9 protein-coding genes are annotated in these 17,588 nt (G+C 46.1%); 5 read left to right on the top strand and 4 right to left on the bottom strand.

The annotated features are described in order from the left end of the window. Nucleotides 1–18: 18 nt before the first annotated feature. Nucleotides 19–7,857, bottom strand: coding sequence for a type I polyketide synthase (locus tag PLE7327_RS10250; protein ID WP_015143764.1), 7,839 nt, complete (start codon nucleotides 7,855–7,857; stop codon nucleotides 19–21). A gap of 245 nt (nucleotides 7,858–8,102) precedes the next feature. Further along, complete coding sequence (locus PLE7327_RS22650; protein WP_015143765.1) at nucleotides 8,103–9,977, bottom strand: glycosyltransferase family 39 protein; 1,875 nt, start codon at nucleotides 9,975–9,977, stop codon at nucleotides 8,103–8,105. Nucleotides 9,978–10,452: 475 nt separating this feature from the next. Here PLE7327_RS22650 and psbD point away from each other — a divergent pair, with 475 nt between their 5' ends. From psbD to PLE7327_RS10270, 3 genes are all read left to right on the top strand, one after another. Continuing rightward, the gene (gene psbD / locus PLE7327_RS10260) at nucleotides 10,453–11,511 is read left to right on the top strand and encodes a photosystem II D2 protein (photosystem q(a) protein) (RefSeq protein WP_015142340.1); all 1,059 of its coding nucleotides are present in this window, start codon (nucleotides 10,453–10,455) and stop codon (nucleotides 11,509–11,511) included. After that, nucleotides 11,495–12,880, top strand: coding sequence for a photosystem II reaction center protein CP43 (psbC, locus tag PLE7327_RS10265; RefSeq protein ID WP_015143766.1), 1,386 nt, complete (start codon nucleotides 11,495–11,497; stop codon nucleotides 12,878–12,880). The genes psbD and psbC overlap by 17 nt, the downstream gene beginning before the upstream one ends. A 542-nt stretch (nucleotides 12,881–13,422) precedes the next feature. After that, complete coding sequence (locus PLE7327_RS10270) at nucleotides 13,423–14,166, top strand: response regulator (protein WP_015143767.1); 744 nt, start codon at nucleotides 13,423–13,425, stop codon at nucleotides 14,164–14,166. A gap of 59 nt (nucleotides 14,167–14,225) precedes the next feature. Here the strand turns inward: PLE7327_RS10270 and hemL are convergent, their stop codons facing one another. Together hemL and folD are read right to left on the bottom strand one after the other, a co-directional pair. After that, complete coding sequence (hemL, locus tag PLE7327_RS10275) at nucleotides 14,226–15,527, bottom strand: glutamate-1-semialdehyde 2,1-aminomutase (protein WP_015143768.1); 1,302 nt, start codon at nucleotides 15,525–15,527, stop codon at nucleotides 14,226–14,228. Nucleotides 15,528–15,701: 174 nt separating this feature from the next. Further along, nucleotides 15,702–16,574 (bottom strand): bifunctional methylenetetrahydrofolate dehydrogenase/methenyltetrahydrofolate cyclohydrolase FolD, encoded by an 873-nt coding sequence (gene folD, locus PLE7327_RS10280; RefSeq protein WP_015143769.1) that lies wholly within the window; start codon nucleotides 16,572–16,574, stop codon nucleotides 15,702–15,704. Between the two features lie 105 nt (nucleotides 16,575–16,679). Between folD and PLE7327_RS10285 the strand changes: the two genes are divergently transcribed. Both PLE7327_RS10285 and PLE7327_RS10290 read left to right on the top strand, forming a co-directional pair. Then, nucleotides 16,680–17,120 (top strand): hypothetical protein, encoded by a 441-nt coding sequence (locus PLE7327_RS10285; protein ID WP_015143770.1) that lies wholly within the window; start codon nucleotides 16,680–16,682, stop codon nucleotides 17,118–17,120. Nucleotide 17,121: 1 nt separating this feature from the next. Next, the gene (locus tag PLE7327_RS10290; RefSeq protein ID WP_015143771.1) at nucleotides 17,122–17,556 is read left to right on the top strand and encodes an NUDIX hydrolase; all 435 of its coding nucleotides are present in this window, start codon (nucleotides 17,122–17,124) and stop codon (nucleotides 17,554–17,556) included. Nucleotides 17,557–17,588 lie beyond the last annotated feature (32 nt).

Below are 17,588 nucleotides of genomic sequence, written 5' to 3' on the forward strand. Positions count from 1 at the left end.
TATTTCCCCAAAAGTTTGTTAATTCAGCTTGGCAATCTCTTGTGCGATCGCATCGATCGTAAAATGAATCTGTTCCTCTGTATGCGTACAACTGATAAAGAAGCGCAAGCGAGAAGCATTGTAAGGCACGGAGGGATAAACCATCGGTTGGACGTTAATACCGCGTCTAGAGAGTGCCTGGGACAACTGCACGGCTTTGTAAGGTTCGCCAACAATAATGGGCACGATGGGCGAATCCTGACTGTTTCCTGTATTGAGTCTTTTACTCTTTGCCAACTCTAGGAATAGTTTAGCGCGATCGCGCAGGCGAGATACCCGTTCTGGTTCGGCTTTGAGCAGTTGGATTGCTGCCAGTGCTGCTGCTGCATTGGGCGGAGACATGCCGACGCTAAAGACAAAGCCCGGTGCCGTATATTTCAAATATTCCACTACTTCCCGACATCCAGCAATATAACCGCCGCAGCTAGCAAAAGATTTACTGAGCGTTCCCATCCATAAATCGACATCAGCGGGCGCAATCCCAAAATATTCGCCAATACCGCGACCATAAACCCCTAATACGCCGATTGAATGCGCTTCATCCACTAGAATAAAGGTTTTGTATCGTTTTTTTATCTTGACAAATTCTGGTAAATATGCTAAATCTCCATCAGTACTGTAAATTCCCTCGATCGCAATGAGGACTTTTTCATATTCGTGGCGGCATTGGGACAAAATGCGATTGAGGGTTTGCCAATCGTTGTGCGGGAATTCGATAATCGTTGCGCCCGATAGTTTACAGCCTTCTCGAATGCTGTTATGGCTGAGAGCATCGCAGAGAATGAGATCGTTTTTTCCAAATAAATGACCGATGGTAGTGACATTGGTCGCGTGACCGCCAATGTAGGCAATGCAATCCTCTGTGCCCAGAAAATCGGCAATTTCGCGCTCTAGCTCTTGATGGAGCGGTCTTTCTCCCGAAACGACGCGGCTTGCCGAGACAGAAGTCCCGTAACGCGCGATCGCGTCTATCGCTGCTTGGGAGACAGTTGCATCCCCCGACATTCCCAGATAATTGTAGCTGGAATAGTTGATTAATTCGCGATCGCCAACTCGAATCGCATCTGCTGCAATCCCGTCGTAGACTTCAAAGAAAGGATTGCCAAGCTTCTCGACTCTTTCTAAATCTTTTCGGAGGTTGAGGTACTCTGGCATCAGCCGAAATTGATAGAGTTCTGGTCTAATTTCTCGATTTGTTAACGTTTCGGAAGTTTTGCTGCCATTATTATTGGGAGATTCATTGACGATTGCTTGCTCGTTAGACCGAACCATCGATTCATTAATCATTCCTAGGGTAGATGGCTTTTCGTTCGATTGTATGGTTAATTGATTGATAGAACTCGGACTGGGCGATCGCAAGCTCGATTGGGTGGAAAAGCCATCAACTGATTCTCCTGCAAATAGTTCTTGAGCAAGATAATTTGTCAGCAATTCTATTGTTGGGTGGTCGAAAGCGGAAGTGAGCGGAATAGAAATACCTAGACTCGTTTGGAGAGAGTTTTTAAGCTCTACAGCCATCAAAGAGTCCATTCCTAGGTCGCCAAAATTTTGTTGGGGTTCGATGAGTTCGGGCGAACTGAACCCCAACACTTTCGCAACTTGCGAGCGAACGCGATCGAATAGTAGCGTTTTGCGATCGCTACTCGCTGCTGATTCTAACTGTTGTAGAAACTCAGAGCGTGGCTGTACTAATTTTTCTTCTGACTTAGGCGTTACTGCTTCAAAGAAAGATGTTTCGGGAAGTTGTTTGAGAAAAATTGACCAATTGACAGGTAACGCGCCAACCTGAGTGGCTTGCTGTTGCAGCAATTCTTTTAATAACTGCAATCCTGGTTGCAACGCGATCGCACTCAATCCTTGCTGTTCCAATCTAGCTTGGTTTTGAGCCGATAATTCAGCCGCCATCCCCACATCTGCCCAAACTCCCCAATTAACGCTCAAAGCAGGTAATCCCATTCCTCGGCGATAGTGAACGAGAGCATCCATAAATGCATTAGCCGCCGCATAATTGCCTTGACCGGGAGAACCGATTAAAGAGGCAATAGAGGAAAAACAGACAAAAAAGTCTAGCGGTAAATCTTGGGTTGCCACGTGTAAATTCCACGCGCCTTGTACTTTGGGAGCCATGACTCGCTCAAAACGCTCCCAGGTCTGTTTTAGAAGCACGCCATCATCGAGAATGCCAGCAGCGTGAATGATGCCCCTTAACTGGATTTTGGATTGAATTTTCTGATAGAAAACAATGATTCGAGCTACATCCTCTGGATTGGAGATATCGGCTTGAATAACACAAACTCTAGCGCCTGCTTTTTCGAGTTGGCTAATCGTTTCCTGGGCTGCTTGTGAAGATTGGCTGCGTCCGACTAAAACTAAATGCTTTGCTCCTTGCTCGACTAGCCAACGAGCTACTTGGAGTCCCAACGCCCCCAAACCTCCCGTAATCAGGTAGCTCCCATCTTCTCTAATCATAAAGGGTTGAGAGGCAATTTGTGGCAGCGAGATAACGACCTTGCCGATGTGCTTCGCTTGCGCCATATAGCGAAAAGCACTAGCTGCCTCTTCTATCGGAAATACCGTATGAGGAAGGGGACGTAGAGACCTTTGATGAAACTCCTGTATCAATTCCTCAAGCATTGAGGCGATTAAACTGGGGCGATCCTGCGATACGTTTAACAGATCGAAAGGAAAGTAAGCAACATCGGCTCTTTTTTCTCTAACTTGGCTTTCATCCCAAATACCGATTTTGCCAATTTCGACAAATCGACCTCCTGGGGCAAGAATTTCGAGATTTTTAGCAATAAATTCCCCATTTAAGCTATTGAGTACGATATCGACTCCTTGCCCGTCCGTCAACGCCATCACTTCTTCGGCAAAATCCAGCGTTCGGGAGTTCATGACGTTTGTCACGCCTATGGATTTAAGGAATTCCCACTTTTTAGGACTAGCCGTAGCCAAAACCTCTGCCCCTGCTTTTTGGGCTAATTGGATGGCTGCTTGACCGACTCCTCCCGCCGCCGCATGAATCAAAACGCGATCGCCTTTTTTAATTTTTGCTAGATAATGAAGTCCGTAGTAAGCCGTCAGAAATGTCGTTGGAATCGTAGCGGCTTCCTCAAAGCTTAATTCCTTTGGCTTGCGAACCACAAATCGAGCATCGACCGTCACAAAACTACTCAAACCGCCAATCGCTTGCGCGGCAATAACTTCATCGCCAACTTGAAGCCCTTCAACGCCTTCCCCAACTGCCACAATTTTTCCTGCGCATTCGCCGCCGAAAGGAACCTCAGCAGCATCGGCAAATCCCATCTGTTCGAGGTATTCTTTGAGCATTCCCAGCGCATTGAGGACATCTCTGAAGTTTACCCCAGCTGCACAAACTTGAATTTCCACTTCTCCTGGGGCAGGAGAACGGCGAGTTGCCGGGGCAAGAGTTAAGTTGTCTAAAATCCCGTAGTCGGAAATTTTTAATTGGATGGGAGTATCTGACTGAGTTTGAGAAGTTCGTTGCATCAATCTGGGAAGGTAACGAATTCCCTGACGATAAGCTATTTGGTCTTCTGCATCTGGGGAATACAATTCTTCTAGCAGAGTTAGGATGTCATCGCTTTCCTCAGACGGGTCTAAATCTAGACATTTACATGGCAAGTCGGGGTGTTCTAATCTGATGACGCGCCCTAATCCCCACAGAGAAGATTGTTGTACTTGTATAGGAGTAGAATCTATTCCGACTGGCTGGGTTCCTCTAGTTGCTAGCCAAAGCTTAGGTAATTGAGGAAAACGCGCTTTGATTAGCGCCTGAACCAGATGTAGGACACTGCCACATCCTAGAACTTGCGCTTGTTGTAAATCTGTTGTCACCTCTAGTCCCCAGAGATGAACGACCTTACAACAAGGCTTTATCTGTTCAAATAATCGCTGGAAATCGTCTGGCTGAGTCGGGTCGATCTGATAGTGTCCCTCATCTGAGATAGCATAAGACTGACCTAGAAAAATGAGAATAGCGCGATCGCCTTTTTCCTCAAGGGCTTTTGCTAACTTGACCCCTATTCCTTGTCGGTCAGCAAAGATTATCCAATTTTCTGCTGTCTTCTGCCCTAGAGATTCTGTCTTCTGCCTTTTAGAAGGCTGCCAAACAACTTCGTATAACCAATCTTCTAAATTTTCTTGTTTTGGTTCTGGAGCGAACTTCTGTAGCGATTGGCAGCTGACATACTGAAGTGATAAACCTTCAATTTGAGCGATTAAAATACCATTTTCATCAAATAATTGTAAATCTGCCTTTAGTCGTTGCCCAGTAGTGTAACCGTTAGTAGGATTATCTTTCCCGACTTTAACGCGACTCCACAAATAATGGCTCGAACGGCGATAAACATGCAGTCGTTCTAATCCTACGGGTAAATAAGTTCCCCTTTCATCCTCCGCAAAAGCTGCGCCTAAAAGCTGAAAACAGCTATCTAATAAGACAGGATGTAACTGATAGTTTTCTGCTTCAAAAGTTAGTATTTCTGGTAATTGAATCTGTCCCAATACTTGCCCTTGAAACTGCCAAAGTTGTTTGATTCCTTGAAAGCTTATACCATAGCAAAGACCTTGCTCTCGCAACTTTTGATAGTAATCTAAAACTGAAAGTGAATTTTGAATGAATTCTGCCTGCGACCGGGCTAACTCAGATTGAAAAGGTTGTTCGTTTTTATCCTCTACATCGATTGTTCCAGAAGCATGAAGGATAAAAGATGATTCTGTAGTTTCTTCATCAATCGTGCTGCTAAAAATTTGAAAAGAATAACCTGATAAAGTTTTAGGAATAAGGATTATCTGAAGCGTTTTGAGTTCGTTTTCTGGTAAGATTAGAGGCTGTGCGATCGCAAATTCCTCTAATCGCAAGCGATCCGATTTGAAGAGGTTTGCCCCTGCTGCTAATGCCATTTCCAGGTAAGCTGTAGCCGGAAAAATTGGCTGAGTATCAAGGCAATGGTCTTTTAAATAAGTAGGCGAATCCTGACTGATTTGCGCCTGAAAACGAATCTCCTTCGTGCCTGCTAGATGTAATCGTTGACCGAGTAGAGGATGATTTGAATTTTGGATTGGGGATTGACACTCATTTAATTTTGGACTTTTCCACCAAAAGCGCTGACGTTGGAAAGGATAAGTTGGCAGGTGTACCAGAGTGTGAGGAGAATTGCGATCGAAACCAAACCAATCGACGCTTACTCCCCGCACATACAATTGAGCCAAACTCTCAAGCAATTGTTGCCAGTCGGAAGTTCCCGGACGCAAACTCGGCAACCACAAATTGGAGTTTGGATTTTCTAAAATAGAGCGTGCCATCCCTAAAAGGATGGGTTTGGCTCCAATTTCTACAAAGGCTTGATATCCTAGCCGATGCAACGTTTCTAGACTTTGGGCATATCTAACCGGTTGCCGGATGTGGCGGCACCAATATTCTGGCGTAGCGATTTCTTCGCCGATAGCTTCTCCAGTCAGGTTGGAGATTAATTCTATCCTTGGAGGGGAATAAGTAATCTGGCGAGCAACTGTTTCAAATTCTGCTAAGATTGGCTCCATCAAAGGGGAGTGAAAGGCATGGGAGACGTTAAGGGGTTTCGTCTCAATCCCCCCTGCTTTTAATTGGGAAACTATCCTCTCGATTGCCTCGCGCTTGCCAGAAATGACGAGATTTTCGTAGCCGTTAATAGCTGCTAGATTGACTTGCTGTTGGTAGGGGGCAATGGCAGTACTAACTCTTGCCTCGCTGGCGAAAACAGCTACCATTGTCCCATCTGGTGGCAATTGCTGCATCAAGCGCCCTCTGGCGGCAATCAGTTTGAGTCCATCTTCGAGACTAAAGACTCCTGCCACGCAAGCAGCGACGTATTCCCCGACGCTATGACCGATAACGGCAGTTGGAGAGATGCCCCAGGATTGCCAAAGTTCGTAGAGGGCATATTCAATAGCGAATAGGGCGGGTTGGGTGTAGGCTGTTTCGTCTAATTTTGGATTAATACGCCGGTCATCTGAATACAACACTTCAAGTAATGGTTTATCTAGATAGGGTTGCACAATTTCGGCGCATCTATCTAAGGCGGCGCGGAAGGTAGGTTGAGTTTGATATAGTTCTCGTCCCATTCCGAGGTATTGCGAACCTTGACCTGTAAATAAAAATGCTAGGTTAGAAATGCGATCGCTCGTTATCTGACCCCGTATTAATCCAGAGGTTTCCTGCCCCGATGCAAAAGCTTCTAGCTGCGATCGCAATTGTTCGGTCGATTTCGTTACGATCGCCAGGCGATGGTTAAACTGCGATCGTCTGGTATTAGCTGTAAAACAAACATCGGGCAAGCCTACTTCTGGATGGGACTCCAAAAACTCCTTGTATCGTCCCGCTAACTCCCTCAAAGCCTTCTCGCTTTTCGCCGAGAGAGTCAACAGATGTAGCGGACGCTTACTCCCCTCAGATAGAGAATTTACCTGCTCAACACTTCCTCCCCCCTTAATAAGGGGGGCAGGGGGGATTGTCTGGACGTGAAATTCTTCTAAAACCACATGAGCATTTGTACCCCCAAAGCCAAAAGAATTCACTCCCGCTAGAGCGGGAAAAGATCGCTCTAACCAAGGCGTTAAAGTCGTTTGCACTCGCAAGGGAAGCTTATCAAACGCGATCGCAGGGTTAGGTTCTTGGAAATGCAAGCTTGGTGGAATCTGCTTATATTTGAGCGCCAGCGCGACTTTAATCAATCCCGCAACGCCTGCGGCTGTTTCTGCATGTCCGATATTCGTTTTCACCGACCCAACAGCACAGTAATCCCCAGATTCGCGACCTTCTGCTAATACTGCTCCCAAGGCTTGCATTTCAATGGGATCGCCGATTTTTGTTCCCGTTCCGTGAGCCTCGACGTATTGGATCTGACTGGGAGAAACCCCTGCTCTGCGACAAGCTTCTCGGATAACGGCTTCCTGTGCCAAGGGATTAGGGGCTGCCAGTCCGTTCGTCCATCCGTCCTGATTGACTGCACTGCCGCGAATGACGGCATAGATATCATCGCCATCGGCTTGCGCTTGAGAAAGGGGCTTTAAAACAACAATTCCCGCTCCTTCGCTGCGAACGTAGCCATTAGCACCCGTGTCAAAACTCTTACAGCGACCGTCACCAGACAAAAAGCCGCCTTTGGCGAATCCTACCATTACCGTCGGCAGTAAGATAACATTGACCCCGCCAGCCAAAGCCATTGTAGATTCGCCAGTCCAGATACTTTGGCAAGCCAGATGAACGGCGACTAGAGAAGAAGAACAAGCAGTATCGACAGCTAGACTGGGACCTTTGAAATCGAAGGCATAGGAGATGCGGTTAGCTGCAATGCAGTTTCCCGTTCCGGTTGTGGCGTAGGGGTCGCTCACCGGATGCTGCCAGAGCATAATGGAGTAGTCGTGAGTGCCGATGCCGATAAAAACTCCCGTTTGCGTCCCTGCTAATTGTTCTGGGATTTGTCCGCCGTCTTCTAGGGCTTCCCATGCTACTTCTAGTAAAAGCCGTTGTTGGGGATCGATAGTATTGGCTTCTCGCGGTGAAATCCCGAAAAATTGAGGATCGAAGCGATCGATCCCTTCTAAAAATCCGCCGCGACGAGTGTGGGTTTTACCAGGTTTAGCCGGGTCGGGATCGTAAAATCGGTCTACATCCCAGCGAGATTTTGGCACTTCAGAAATTGCTTCAACACCATTTCTCAGAAGTTGCCAAAAGGATTCAGGATTATTTGCACCAGGAAAACGACATCCTATTCCAACAATCGCAATAGGCTCTAATGGTATGGTCGATCGCATCTTTACTTAAAGTGGGCGGGTGGAAAGAAGACGAAATTGAGTGTTCGATTATTTAGTACTGGTTTGAAATTATCTAAAAAACATCAAAGTTGTTGCATAGTAGAGGAGAAGCGGCGTTCCAGTCAAGAGTCATCAGCAAGGCAAAGGTAAAAAGGCAAAAGGCAAAGCAGAAATTCAGCCGCGATCGAGTTTTTAGTTTGTTTTGAGTAGGGGTTAAACATAAAACGATTTCCCTTCGTAACTGATTACATGAATTTCAGATCGGTTACAAGAGAAAAACAACTATTTTTTGCTCTTTTAACCGACCACAATGATAGGACAGTCTCGCCAGGAATTAACTGTTTAGGTTGATAAACTTGCTCGATTTGAATGCGAGCTTCATCTTTAATACGATTTCTTAAAGTTTCAGAGGGATTAAATAAAAATATTTCCTGGCAAGAATCAATGAATTGAGAGAATTGACTTGAGTCAGATAAAATTCCAACTTTGACTTTTTCTTTTAAGTTATGACTCAGGGATAAAATATCTATTGTTTGTGCCGAATCGACTAAGAGAAGTGGGTTCTTAGCTTCGTTCAAAATTGTGGCAATGGGAAGATTATGAAAATTGCGGCTTTTTTGATAGATAGGCGATTTTCCTAGGTTTAAAATTCCCGAAACTATTCCGACTGAAATCAATCCAACTGCGATCGCTTTCCAGATTTGCTGTTGCCTAGTTTTGAAAAGATGAGTAGCCTCAATCTTATTAGCTAATAAATAAGCTACAGCTAATTGGATTCCTAGTTGAAAAGGCATTAAATATCTAGGAGAACCAGAACTTTGATCCTTTAAAATTACATCATTGAGGATTAAAATTATAGGCGTTGATAGAGTTTGCGTCAGAATGAATAAACTGACTGGCTTGGGTGCTTGCGCAACAACAAAAAAAATTGAGAAAACCGTTAAGCTTAGCAACCCTAAAGCAATTAAAATTCCTACGGTTGCAACGGGTTCGAGGGCAGAATGAATAGGCAAATGATTAAAGCTAATGACAATACTAAATATTAAAATTAAGGGAGTTGAGATAGGCAAGCCGTAAATCAATAACTTGGCTTTTTGATTTTTTCTAGATTTGAAAAAAATAAAATAAATTAATAGAGCGATTGCAATGATCGAAACAAGAACAATTAACAGCTTTACAATTTTGAGATGTTCGAGAGAATTAGAAAGGGGAAGGTCACCAAAAGTTAAGAGAATAGTAGCTACAAAAATTGCTGCAATAAATGAAATTTCTACGGGATCTCTAACCCAGGTTGTATTATCTTGCAGCAACTGCCAGTGATGAAAAATTACGATCGCCCAAGGAACAAAAGTAATTAAGGCAATCCCCAAGGCGATTAGATGATTTCTTACGGTTTTCGTATAACGAAAATTTTCTAAAGCAATAACATAAAATCCCTGTCCGACAGTAACTAAAAAAGATAATAGAGAAGTATAAAATCCAAAAATTAAAGTAACGGTATAGAAACCCCAACTCTGACGAGTATTAAGGCGAATGGCTCTCAGAAGCGCAACACCAGATAGTACAATCATCACTGTCCACAAACTGTAGGGACGCGCTTCCTGGGCGTAGGCAATATAGAACGGAGAAACGCTAAAAAGCGCGATCGCCATCCATTTTACCCACGGGGATTTAAATAATTCCTGACATAGCCAAAAAAGACAGGGAAATGTCAATAAAGCGAACGCAACAGACAAGCTTCTCGTTGCCGTTATCGAACTGCCAAATAACTGTCGCCAAAATCTCGCCATCAAAAAATATAGCGGAGTATGTTCTGGACTTTGCATCAAGGCATTGAGCGTATCGCCTAAACCTCGATCTCGACTCAGTTTCTGATATTGCTGCAAGTCCTCGATCCCAATGACCCCTCTATCGGCAAGTCGCTCGACGATCTCATCTCTGGTATAGCCTGCAGTGCGAGTTGCCGTAGCAACTTCATCAACCCAAAAAATTTTGCGATCGAGATTGGCACAGCGAAAGAACAGCCCCAACAGAAAAATAACAATAACGAGAAACAGCCAAGCTTTGCGAACAATTCTATTGCAAGTTTTGTTGCGATCGCCAATCGACGATAGAGTCATATAGTTGTTTGTCAGTTGTCCTTTGTCTTTTGTCCTTTGTCATTTTGCATTTGTCAATATTTACCATGTCCCTCTTATTCCGGAGTTCCCTGCTCCCAATTACGAATTAATCCCCCTGCTTCCCACACTCTCCCCAATCCCCAATCATCGATTTCTGAGATTTGATATGTCAGTTTGTAAATTTTTTGATAATAATGATTAAAGACGGATTAGGGCATTAACCGCCCAAATCCTCTTTTAGTATCGGGAAATAGTCCTTATGGGGCTAGTTTAAGAAATGTTGATAGTTTGCCGAGAGGGTTTCCGAGCGGCGAAATTGGGAAAACGTTTCCCATCTCAAAAAAATCGTCAGTAAACTGACTGTATTTTCGTCATCTCACAGATTACAATAAGTGAGACCTAAGTCCCGAACTAAAAAAACCTAACGTTAAGAAATCTTGCCTTTGATTTCAGTTAAGCAAGAGGATATGAAACTATGACCATAGCAATGGGACGCGCGCAAGCACAGAGAGGATGGTTTGACGTCCTCGACGACTGGCTAAAGCGCGATCGCTTCGTCTTCATCGGCTGGTCCGGCTTACTGCTATTCCCCTGCGCCTACCTGGCACTAGGAGGATGGCTGACCGGAACCACCTTCGTCACATCTTGGTACACCCACGGACTAGCCAGCTCCTACCTAGAGGGCTGCAACTTCCTGACGGTAGCCGTATCGACTCCCGCCGATGCCTTTGGGCACTCCCTATTATTCTTGTGGGGACCAGAAGCGCAAGGCAACTTCACCCGTTGGTGTCAAATCGGGGGCTTGTGGCCCTTTGTCGCCTTGCACGGAGCCTTTGGCTTAATCGGCTTCATGTTGCGGCAATTTGAAATTGCCCGCTTGGTGGGAATCCGTCCCTACAACGCCATTGCCTTCAGCGCGCCGATAGCGGTGTTCGTGTCGGTTTTCTTAATGTATCCCCTCGGACAAAGTAGCTGGTTCTTTGCCCCCAGCTTTGGGGTAGCGGGAATCTTCCGCTTTATCTTATTTGTCCAAGGATTCCACAACTTCACCCTCAACCCGTTCCACATGATGGGAGTAGCCGGAGTATTAGGAGGAGCCTTACTGTGCGCCATTCACGGAGCCACAGTCGAGAACACCCTCTTCCAAGACTCAGACCAAGCCAATACCTTCAGAGCCTTCCAGCCAACCCAGGCAGAAGAAACCTACTCGATGGTAACGGCGAACCGATTCTGGTCGCAGATTTTCGGGATTGCCTTCTCCAACAAGCGCTGGCTGCACTTCTTCATGTTGTTCGTGCCAGTGACGGGATTGTGGATGGCCAGCATTGGCATCATAGGCATCGCCCTCAACCTGCGCGCCTATGATTTCGTCTCCCAAGAATTGCGGGCGGCTGAAGACCCGGAATTCGAGACCTTCTACACCAAGAATATCTTGTTGAACGAGGGACTGCGGGCATGGATGGCTCCGCAGGATCAGCCTCACGAGAATTTTGTCTTCCCTGAGGAGGTACTGCCACGTGGTAACGCTCTCTAATACTTCGTATGCAGGCGGCGGTCGCGACCTCAGTTCGACCGGTTTTGCCTGGTGGGCTGGTAATGCCCGTTTGATTAACCTTTCCGGTAAGCTGCTGGGCGCTCACGTCGCTCACGCTGGATTAATTGTTTTCTGGGCTGGTGCGATGACCTTGTTTGAGGTCGCTCACTTTACCCCAGAGAAGCCCATGTACGAACAGGGCTTGATTCTTCTCCCTCACCTGGCTACTCTTGGCTGGGGTGTGGGACCTGGCGGTGAAGTCGTCGATACTTTCCCTTACTTTGTTGTCGGCGTACTTCATCTAATTTCTTCTGCCGTTCTTGGTTTTGGCGGGATTTATCACGCCCTTCGCGGCCCAGAAACCCTAGAAGAATATTCCAGCTTCTTTGGTTATGACTGGAAGGATAAGAACCAAATGACCAATATTATTGGCTATCACCTTATCCTTCTCGGTTTCGGTGCCCTACTGTTAGTGTTCAAAGCCATGTTCTTTGGCGGCGTATACGACACCTGGGCACCTGGCGGTGGCGACGTTCGCGTCATCACTAACCCTACCCTCAATCCTGCCGTCATCTTTGGCTATCTCATCAAAGCTCCTTTTGGTGGAGAAGGCTGGATTATCAGCGTCGATAACATGGAAGATATTATTGGCGGTCACATTTGGGTTGGTTTGATTTGTATCGCTGGTGGAATTTGGCATATTCTGACCAAGCCTTTCGGTTGGGCACGTCGCGCCTTCATCTGGTCTGGGGAAGCTTACCTTTCCTACAGCTTGGGTGCGCTGTCCCTGATGGGTTTCATTGCTTCTGTCTACGTCTGGTTCAATAACACTGCTTATCCCAGTGAATTTTATGGACCAACTGGCATGGAAGCCTCTCAAGCGCAAGCTTTCACCTTCCTAGTGCGCGACCAGCGCTTGGGTGCTAACATCGCCTCTGCTCAAGGTCCCACTGGTCTGGGTAAATACTTGATGCGTTCTCCCACTGGCGAAATTATCTTCGGCGGCGAGACAATGCGTTTCTGGGATTTTCGCGGTCCATGGCTTGAGCCAATGCGCGGTCCCAACGGTCTTGACCTAGACAAGCTCAGAAATGACGTTCAACCCTGGCAAGTTCGTCGTGCTGCCGAGTATATGACTCATGCTCCTCTGGGTTCTTTGAACTCTGTGGGTGGCGTTATCACGGATGTTAACTCGTTTAACTATGTGTCTCCCCGTGCTTGGTTGGCAACGTCTCACTTCGTTTTGGGCTTCTTTTTCTTAGTCGGTCACCTCTGGCATGCCGGACGCGCTCGTGCGGCGGCGGCTGGCTTTGAGAAAGGGATCGATCGCGAGACCGAACCGGTATTGGCTATGCCTGACCTTGACTAATTTGAGCAATTAGGATAGCTTATTTTCCCACGGCGGATGTTCCGCCGTGGGAATTTTTTTATATTTTTTTAATTCTTTTTTTATGGGGTTAGATCGGTTATGCCACATTTAATTTGCAGACAAGAAATAGGCAAGAATCCTACTAATAATATATTTCTTATCTGTAAATTTTGAAGTTTTAATTTTTAATTTTAAGTGATACAGAAACAATGAAATAAATTAGTCTAAAATCGAGCGATTGCTTAAATTTAGTTAATACTAATCGAGTAAGATTGAAGCAGAGAGATCCGCTTATACGGATGTCAAAGCTATCTGTTTATTGTGGGCTTGTCAAGTTTAATAATCTTGAGGGATCGGAATCAAGGCTAAAAAAAGTAGGTGGTTGGGTCGCTCGTCAACGATCGCAAGATTTTCTCTATTTATGTCAGCTTGGTTGTTATTCATCCATGTGGAAGTAACTATTCTCAACTTCTAACTTCTTAACGCAAATAAGTAAGGCTGTCCGTCTGCTAAGCCTTCAATTCCTCGCTGGAGTTTGCCCTATGATTCGCGTGCTTATCGTTGACGATCAGAAAACAATTCATGAAGTTTTGAAGAGCTACTTAGAAGCCGAACCAGATATAAAAATAGTTGGATTTGCTGTGGACGGTCAAGTAGCTCTTCAGTTGGTAGAAGAACTCAAGCCCGATCTCGTCCTGATGGATCTTGACATGCCGGTCATGGATGGATTGACAGCCACCAAAATCATCTCTGAGCGATTTGTTACCACTAAAGTGTTAATTTTTACCGTTCAGGATGATGATAACTATCTCTATGGAGCTTTACAGGCAGGTGCCAAGGGCTATTTTCTCAAGACTACTTCAGCTAAAGAATTAGTAAGTGCCATTCGACACGTTCATCAAGGATATTTTCACCTCGGGCTGGATTTGATTGAGAAATATATCTACAAAATTTTGAACTTGTCATCTAATTTAAATGAGATCTATCAGCTCAATAAAAGGCTGGATTTACATGAAAAAGAAATGACAAGATTAAACAATCAGTTGAAGAATATACAGATAAAAATAGAGCAAGTTATCGATAAAGATTTGGGTAAAATTCTGAAAGAAAATAGAGATTTATTTGGTCAGGATACGAAAATAGAATTTAGGCTTGATAGCCTCAACCAGCATATACACACATTAGAAAAAAGAAAGAACGTTCACATTAGATTTATCTGGATGTATCCTTTGGTTCTGAGTGTTCTAAACATTGTATTAATTAGCTTGCTCTTGAGGCAGAATTAGCCAGATAAGGCGATCGCCACTTGACCGATCGATCTAAAAGGCGATCGCGATGATAGCGATTACAGACTAGATAAAACTTCTCTCGCCGCTGCCAAAGTGCGATCGATATCTTCATCCGTATGCGCCAAGGAAGTAAATCCCGCCTCGAATTGAGATGGTGCCAGATAAACGCCGCGCTCTAGCATGCCTCGATGGAAGCGGCTAAACTTAACGAGGTCAGACTTTTTCGCATCCTCGTAGTTGTGAACTGGCTCTCCGGTAAAAAACATGCCGAACATGCCGCTAATTTGACCGCCATAGACTTCGTGTCCGGCTTCTTGAGCAATTTGCAGCAAGCCATTAGTCAGTTTTTTGGTAATCCGATCCAAATATTCGTAAGTTCCCGGCTTTTGCAGTAACTCTAAGGTTTTAATCCCAGCCGTCATCGCTAGGGGATTGCCAGAAAGGGTTCCCGCTTGATACATTGGACCAGATGGGGCGACCATTGCCATGATATCTTTCCGTCCGCCATAAGCACCGACGGGCAAACCGCCGCCAATCACTTTGCCCAACGTCGTCAAATCCGGCGTAACGCCAAACCTTTCTTGCGCCCCGCCGTAGGCAATGCGAAAGCCTGTCATTACCTCATCGAAAACAAGCAAGGCTCCATATTCGCGGGTGATTTCCCGCAACCCTTCTAAAAACCCCGCATCGGGCGGAATAAAACCAGCATTGCCGACGACTGGCTCTAAAATTACCCCAGCAATGCGATCGGGATTTTCGGCAAACAATGCCTTGACTGCTTCTAGATCGTTGTAGGGAGCCGTTAAAGTATTGCTGGTCGTCGTTTTAGGAACGCCTGGAGAATCCGGCAAACCCAGAGTAGCCACCCCCGATCCTGCCTTGACCAGAAACATATCCGCGTGACCGTGATAGCAGCCTTCAAATTTGACGATCGCGTCGCGTCCGGTAAAAGCGCGCATCAGGCGCAGCACGGACATGCAGGCTTCGGTGCCAGAATTGACGAAGCGCACCATTTCGATGCTGGGAACCGCTTCGATAACCATTTCGGCGAGAAGGTTTTCCTGCACCGAGGGCGCGCCAAAACTGGTTCCTTTTTCTAGGGCTTCGTGAAGGGCAGCAATGACATCGGGATGAGCGTGACCGCAAATAGCCGGTCCCCAAGTGCCTACATAATCAACGTACTGGTTGCCATCTACATCATAAATATATGCACCTTTGACGCGATCGAACACGATGGGTTGTCCGCCAACAGATTTAAACGCTCGCACGGGAGAACTAACCCCACCAGGCATTAACTTTTGGGCGGCGGCAAAAATCTCTTCCGATCTCGTGGTTTTAAAGGAAGTCGCGTTAACCAATACTTTCTCCTTTTTTTATAGTAGGGGTTGTCGATCTGTCTTTTGGAGCAGACATGAAGGCGACTATAGATTTATTGCACGATCTATTATCCTACGCTATTACAAACGAGACCGATTCTGAATATAAAAATTCGCGATCGCCTTCGTCAATAAAAACAAAATTAAGATTGGGATTTAGCCAGTCCGACCGTAACTTTGAACGGTATTGTGCAATAACATTGCCACCGTCATCGGTCCTACGCCGCCAGGAACGGGAGTAATATAGCGAGCTACTTCAGCGACAGCATCAAAATTCACATCTCCCACCAAGCGCGATTCCCCATTGGCACCGACGACGCGGTTGATTCCCACATCGACTACAACTGCACCGGGTTTGACCATATCGGCACCGATCGTTTCTTGTCGTCCAATAGCGGTTACGAGAATATCTGCTTGGCGAACGACACTCGCTAAATCTTGGGTACGGGAATGGGCAATTGTCACCGTTGCGTTCTCTTCGAGCAACATTAGCGCCAGCGGTTTGCCAACCAGGATACTGCGCCCAACCATAACCGCTTGTTTGCCTTTCAACTCGATCTCATACTCCTGCAACAGACGTATGACTCCTGCTGGCGTACAGCTACGCAAACCCGGTTCCGAACGTACCAGTCGCCCTAAATTAACTGGATGCAATCCATCCACATCTTTATCGGGATGAATTTTATATAACAAAGCATTGGAGTCTAAATGTTCGGGCAGGGGCAACTGAACGAGAATCCCATCGACTCGTTCGTCTCGATTGAGTTCATCAATAACTTGCTCTAGTTCTTGTTGAGAGGTTTGAGTCGGAAAATGACGACCGAATGAGGCGATTCCCACATTCTTGCAAGCGCGTTCTTTACCTCGCACGTAGGCAGCACTGGCAGGATTATCTCCTACCATGAGTACGGCTAATCCTGGGGGTCGTCCGATTTGAGGTTCCAGAGTTTGAATGCGTTCTTTCAGTTGCGACTGAATTTTTTGCGCTAGGGCCTTACCATCAAGAATTTGAGCTGTTTGAGCGGGCATCGAGTGTAGCAGATCGAGAATGAGTTTGAGAGATGGAACTACGATCGTCCAATCTCTATCTTAGTTGGATATGATGTTTCCAGATGTCATTGAATGGGTAGGGAAATGGGATCTCAAAAGCCGAGTCGCTGGCAGGGTAGTTTGTTGCCATTATTAGTAGGCATAGGACTCATCGGTTGCGGTCGTACGGGCGATCTAATCGCTCTTTCAAATTCTTCCGCAATCTCGATTAGCGAGCTACAGCAACATCAAAAAGAGTCTGAGGTTGTCTATCTTAAAGGAATAGTCGGCGATCGCGTTCCGTTTTTAGGCAGTGGCGCTTATCAATTGCAAGACCGAACGGGCGCGGTTTGGGTGATGACCCAAAAAGAACTCCCCTCTCAAGGAGACGAGATAGCCATTAAAGGACAAATCAAACACGAACCGATCGCGATTGGAGAACAAGAATCTCAAGAGATGTACGTTGTAGAACTCGAAAAATTGGAACGCCGCTCTCAGTCTCGATCCCGACAACCCGCTGGCACTCCCCCATCGACTGACAAGTAGCATGATAACCCAGAGACCTATCAACGTAGCTCTGGCGATTCTCTACCAAGATGGCAAATTTTTAATGCAGTTGCGGGATGATAAACTGGGAATCCCCTATCCCGGACATTGGGGGTTGTTTGGCGGTCATCTGGAACCGGGAGAGTCGCCAGAAGAAGGCTTGAAGCGAGAGATCCTCGAAGAAATCGAGTACGCCATCGCTCGACCGATCGCGTTTGGCTGCTACGGCGATCCGAAAGTCATTCGCCACGTTTACCATGCCCTGCTAACCGTTCCCCTCGATTGCCTCGCGTTGCGGGAAGGGTGGGATTTTGCTTTACTGCCGCCAGAGGCAATTCGCCAGGGTCGTTACTATTCGGCGAAAGCAAGGGAAATTCGTTCGTTGGGCGAGATTCACCAGCGAATTTTACTCGATTTTTTCCAAGCAGAATTATAGTGGATTAAGGAGCTAGGAACTCGATCGTTGCC

This window comes from Pleurocapsa sp. PCC 7327, assembly GCF_000317025.1.
GTDB lineage: Bacteria > Cyanobacteriota > Cyanobacteriia > Cyanobacteriales > Microcystaceae > Hydrococcus.

Coding starts and splice junctions, on each gene's coding strand:
- PLE7327_RS10250 (WP_015143764.1), bottom strand. CDS start 7,857: ATGCGATCGACCATACCATTAGAGCCTATTGCGATTGTTGGAATAGGA.
- PLE7327_RS22650 (WP_015143765.1), bottom strand. CDS start 9,977: ATGACTCTATCGTCGATTGGCGATCGCAACAAAACTTGCAATAGAATT.
- psbD (WP_015142340.1), top strand. CDS start 10,453: ATGACCATAGCAATGGGACGCGCGCAAGCACAGAGAGGATGGTTTGAC.
- PLE7327_RS10270 (WP_015143767.1), top strand. CDS start 13,423: ATGATTCGCGTGCTTATCGTTGACGATCAGAAAACAATTCATGAAGTT.
- folD (WP_015143769.1), bottom strand. CDS start 16,574: ATGCCCGCTCAAACAGCTCAAATTCTTGATGGTAAGGCCCTAGCGCAA.
- PLE7327_RS10285 (WP_015143770.1), top strand. CDS start 16,680: ATGGGATCTCAAAAGCCGAGTCGCTGGCAGGGTAGTTTGTTGCCATTA.
- PLE7327_RS10290 (WP_015143771.1), top strand. CDS start 17,122: ATGATAACCCAGAGACCTATCAACGTAGCTCTGGCGATTCTCTACCAA.